The organism is Streptomyces sp. NPDC048415, assembly GCF_040651675.1.
Taxonomy (GTDB): Bacteria; Actinomycetota; Actinomycetes; order Streptomycetales; family Streptomycetaceae; genus Streptomyces.
On record NZ_JBEZKJ010000229.1, the window covers coordinates 1 to 1220 of the forward strand.

At 75.3% G+C, this 1220-nt stretch carries 1 protein-coding gene and 1 pseudogene; both read right to left on the reverse strand.

Annotated features, from left to right (window positions below):
• Positions 1-93: pseudogene (locus AB0D27_RS45505) on the reverse strand (LysR family transcriptional regulator); the annotation flags it as partial.
• Between the two features lie 129 nt (positions 94-222).
• The coding region (locus AB0D27_RS45510) for a nicotinate-nucleotide--dimethylbenzimidazole phosphoribosyltransferase (RefSeq protein ID WP_362521555.1) at positions 223-1220 on the reverse strand (998 nt) is incomplete at its 5' end.

Here is a 1220-nt window from a genome sequence, read left to right on the forward strand (position 1 = left end):
GTCGGCGGGCAGGTCGTCGCCGTCGAGATGGTTCACCAGACCCAGGTCGAAGCTGCCCTCCAACAGGGCCCGGTGGATCTCCGACTGCTGGGCTGCCGCTCGCCGCGCTGCCGCGTGCTCGTGCCCTCCGTGGTTCCTGGTCGTGGCGGCGACGAAAGATCCGCCGCCGCGGCGCTGGACCGAGGCGGCGGAATTCGGCCGTGCCGAACGGGGCGTGCCCGCTTACTCGTCCTGGGCGGAGGCCAGGGACTCGGGGTTGGTCCCGGTCTCCTCAGAGCCGGGGCCGGAGTCGAGGGCGGTCGCGGACTGCGGGGTGGTCACGGCGTCGGGGTCGGGCTTCGGGGCGGCGGACGGGGCTTCGGGCAGGTCCGCGGACAGGGCGGCCGCCGCCTGGACGAGGGGCAGGGCCAGCAGCGCGCCCGCGCCCTCGCCCACCGTCACCCCGTGGTCGAGCAGCGGTTCGAGAGCCATCCGGTCCAGCGCCTTCGCCTGGGCCGGCTCCCCGCTGCTCTGCCCGGCCAGCCACCAGTCCGGCGCCCGGAAGGCGACCCGCTGCCCGACCAGGGCGCACGCGGCCGAGACGACACCGTCGAGGATCACGGGCGTCTTGCGCACCGCACTCTGCAACAGGAACCCGGTCATGGCCGCGAGATCGGCGCCGCCGACTGTCGCGAGCAACTGCAGCTGATCCCCGAGCACCGGCCGGGCCCGCCGCAAGGCGTCCCGCACGGCGGCGCACTTGCGCATCCACGCGAGGTCGTCGATGGGCCGCCCTCCCCGCCCGGTGACGACGGACGCGTCGGTCCCGCACAGCGCCGCGACCAGCACCGCGGCCGCCGTGGTCCCGCCGACGCTCACATCGCCGAGCACCACCAGATCCGTACCGGAGTCCGCCTCTTCGTCCGCGACGGCGACTCCCGCGCGAAACGCGGCCTCCGCCTCCTCCAGGGTCATCGCGTCCTCGATGTCGATGCGACCCGAGCCGCGCCGCACCCGATGCCGTACGACCTCGTCGGGCAGCCCGTCCGGATCGCAGTCCAGCGCCATGTCGACGACGCGCACCGGCACGCCGAGCCGGCGCGCCAGCACCGCCGCCGGGCTCGCGCCCTCCAGTACCGCCCGCACCAACTGGTCGGCGCTGCCCGCGGGCCGCGCCGCACCCCCCAGTACGGCGTCCCCGTGATCGCCCGCGAAAACCACCACGCGCGGGTGCGAGAACG